The organism is Aestuariivirga sp. (assembly GCF_046093005.1).
In the GTDB taxonomy this organism is placed as follows: Bacteria; Pseudomonadota; Alphaproteobacteria; order Rhizobiales; family Aestuariivirgaceae; genus Aestuariivirga.
In genome coordinates, this window is sequence record NZ_JBJTER010000164.1 from 1 (window position 1) to 3,380 (window position 3,380).

General features: G+C 61.6%; 3 protein-coding genes and 1 pseudogene. All 4 read left to right on the forward strand.

The window, feature by feature from the left end:
* Window positions 1–296: TOBE domain-containing protein (locus ACKOED_RS14120; RefSeq protein ID WP_408917252.1), on the forward strand; the 296-nt coding region annotated here is incomplete at its 5' end.
* A gap of 47 nt (window positions 297–343) precedes the next feature.
* Complete coding sequence (locus ACKOED_RS14125; protein ID WP_408917253.1) at window positions 344–1,777, forward strand: ABC transporter substrate-binding protein; 1,434 nt, start codon at window positions 344–346, stop codon at window positions 1,775–1,777.
* A 68-nt stretch (window positions 1,778–1,845) separates the two neighbouring features.
* Complete coding sequence (locus tag ACKOED_RS14130; protein ID WP_408917254.1) at window positions 1,846–2,907, forward strand: carbohydrate ABC transporter permease; 1,062 nt, start codon at window positions 1,846–1,848, stop codon at window positions 2,905–2,907.
* 3 nt (window positions 2,908–2,910) lie between these two features.
* Window positions 2,911–3,380, forward strand: a pseudogene (locus ACKOED_RS14135) (carbohydrate ABC transporter permease); the annotation flags it as partial.

Here is a 3,380-nt window from a genome sequence, read left to right on the forward strand (position 1 = left end):
TCAGCGCGCGCAAGCTCAACACCGGCAGTGCCGGCGAGGCTGCCATCGTCGGCATCAGGCCCAGCGACCTGCGCCCGGCCGCGGCCGGCGAGGCCGCGATGGCGAGCCGTGTCCACCTGATCGAGCCATTGGGCGACGTCACTGTCGTTTCGGTTGAGGCCGGTGGCGAAACCCTGCGCATGGTGCTGCCGGAGCAGAGCGCCACCGGGCTGAAGCCCGGCGACCACATGCCGGTGACATTCGATTTGAACAAGATCCACATCTTCCGTGCCGCCAACGGCCAGGCAATGGCCTGACGCCAGCGGACTGAAGTCAGACGGTTAACCATGGGAGGAAACCTGAAATGAACGTGATTGCTAAAGTAAAAGGCACCGTGGCGGCCCTCGGCCTTGCCGCCACCATGCTGACCGGCGCGGCAAGCTACGCCGCGGCCGGGGAAGTGACGCTGACCATGGCGGTGCCGGACTGGCCGCCGACCCGCATCATGAAGAAGTTCTTCGACGAACAGTACAAGCCGAAGTCCGGCAACACCGTGAAGCTCGACGTGGACTTCATTCCGTGGCCTGACTTCTACACGCGCGTCAACGCCTCGCTGACCTCGGGCGAGCAGAAGTACAACTTCATCGTCTCCGACTCGCAGTGGCTCGGCGCCTTCGTGGAAGGCGGCTACTACCGCAAGATCAACGATCTTCTGGACGCCGACCCGGAATTCAAGAAGACGCTGATGAGCATTCACCCGAATCCGCTCAACGCCTATTCGACCTATCCCTACAAGTCGGAGAACTACTACGGCTTCCCGCAATTCCCCGACGTGCTGGTGAACTTTGCCCGCAAGGACATCATCTGCCACGAGGAAGAGCAGAAGAACTTCCAGGCCAAATACGGCAAGAAGCTGCCCTGCACGGGCGAAGAGCTCGACGCCATGACCTGGGATGACTTCAAGAATGTCGGCGAGTTCTTCCGCCGCAAGAAGGGCGAGATGCTGGCGGGCGCTCCCGCCGAGGACGATTTCTACGGAATCGCCTATCAGGCCGGCACGGGCTATGACTTCTCGTCAATGCAGATCAACGGCTTCATCTGGCAGATGGGCGGCAATATCTGGGACGAAACCCAGGCGCCGACCGGCCAGGCCGAGGGCGTGGTCAACTCGCCGGAAGCCGTCGCGGCCCTCGAGAAGTATCTGGGCCTGCTCGAGTTCATGCCGCCGGTCGCCAAGACCGGCACCATGGACATCTTCAAGTCCGACGAGCTGTTCCGCGAAGGCAAGGTCGCGATGAACATCAACTGGATCGGCCTCGGCGAAGCTTCGCTCGATCCCAAGACCTCGAAGGTCTCCGACAAGCTGGTGTTCGGCCAGATGCCGGGCACCATGGGTCCGGATGGCAAGATGATCCGCTGGTCCAACATCGGCGGCCAGCCCTTCGTGCTGACCACCTGGACGACCGACGAGCAGATCAAGGAAGCCGTGGAGTTCGTGAAGTGGTGGCTCTCCGACGAGATCCAGCACCAGTTCGCGGCGGGCGGCGGCCAGTCGGCCGTGAAGTCGGTCTATGAGGATCCGAAGTACGTGACCTACCGTCCGTGGAACCGGGCCTGGGCTCCGCAGCTCGACTGGCAGAAGGACGTCTGGCACGTGCCGCAGTTCTTCGAGCTGCTCACCCAGCAGCAGGATCAGTTCGATCTGGCCATCACCGGCAAGCAGGACGCCAAGACCACGCTGGATAACATCGCCAAGTTCCAGCAGGAAGTCCTGAGCAGCGCCGGCCTGATCCAGTAAACCGAACAAGACCGGGCGCGGGAGCCGCATGTCTCCCGCGCCCGCCCATTTCCTGGAAAAGCCAGCCGATGTCTTCAACCGCAGTGACAGATCCGCCTTCCGCACTGATGCGGATTTCCGCGGACAACTGGAAACTTGCCATTGTTCTGGGCGCGGTCATCTCCGTGGCCGCGGTTCTGGCGCTTCCCGCAGCCGTTTCGTTTTGGGTAACCGGCGCCATGGCGGCGCTCGTGGCCGCCGCTTTCGCCGTCAATGCCTACCGCCGGAAGTATTATGGCGGGCTGCTCGTGGCTCCGGCGATCGCGGTGCTGTTTGTCATGAATATCTTTCCGCTGTTGTGGTCGCTGGGGCTTTCCTTCTTTGCCTATCAGTCGAACCAGCAGTCCATCCGCTTCGTGGGCCTGGCCAATTACGTGAAGGTTCTGACCAGCGATCTGGCGGCGGGCGCCAACTGGAAGGCGCTGATCAACACCGCGCTGTTCGTGATCTTCACCGTGGCCGCCCAGATGATTGTCGGCTTCCTTCTGGCCATGCTGTTCGCCAAACAGTTTCCGCTCCGCAAGTACCTGCTGATTCTCGTGCTGACGCCGATGATGCTCTCGGTCGTGGCGTCCGGCGTGTTCTTCACCTATTACTATGATCCGACCTTCGGCATTCTCAGCTATGTGGTGGACAGGATCACCGGTGAACAGTTCATCCTGATGAGCACCAAGCTGGGCGCCTTCGCCGGCATCGTCTTCGCCGATGCCTGGATGTGGTCGCCCTTCGTCATGTTGCTGGTGCTGGCGGGACTCGTGTCGGTGCCGAAATATCTCTATGAGGCAGCCGCCATCGACCGCGTATCCAAGTGGCGGCAATTCTGGACCATCACCTTCCCCTATATCCGCGGCCTCCTGATGCTGGCGCTGCTGTTCCGCACCATCGAGGCCTTCAAGCTCGCTGACCTGGTGATCCTGCTGACCAAGGGCGGCAACGACACGATGACCATCTCCTACCACCTGATCCGCATCGCCAATGAGCAGAACAAGACTTCGGAAGGCGCGGCCATTTCCTACGTCATGCTGTTCATGGTCATCGTGCTCACCAACCTCTACCTCTATCTCGCCAACCGGCGCACCCAGGGAGCCTGAACCATGGCCGAGAACTCATCGATCTGGGAAACGCTGGGTTTCCGCAAGGCGAGCGGGGTCGGCGAGGCGGGATGGGGCCGCACCCTGGCCGCCGCCATCGTCTCCTTCATTTACTTCCTTCCCGTGCTGTTCATCATCTTCACGGCCATAAAGCCGCAGGACCTGGCGCTGTCGGTGCCGCCCACGCTGTCGCCCACCTCGCTGTTCGGCCTGATCCCCGAGCAATATGTGTTCACCCCCACGCTGGAGAATTTCGGCTCGGTCTTCGAGCGCTCGATGACGGCGGGCGGCGCGCCGGAGCCCACCGGCTTTGACCGCTATTTCTTCAATTCCATCGTGATCGCGACCGTTTCGGTGCTGCTGGCGCTGGTCATCGGCACGCTCGCCGCCTATGGCTTTTCGCGCTACCCGCTCAAAGGCAACGATACCTATCTGTTCATCATTCTCACCACCCGCATGCTGCCGGCCATCGT

Coding starts and splice junctions, on each gene's coding strand:
- ACKOED_RS14125 (WP_408917253.1), top strand. CDS start 344: ATGAACGTGATTGCTAAAGTAAAAGGCACCGTGGCGGCCCTCGGCCTT.
- ACKOED_RS14130 (WP_408917254.1), top strand. CDS start 1,846: ATGTCTTCAACCGCAGTGACAGATCCGCCTTCCGCACTGATGCGGATT.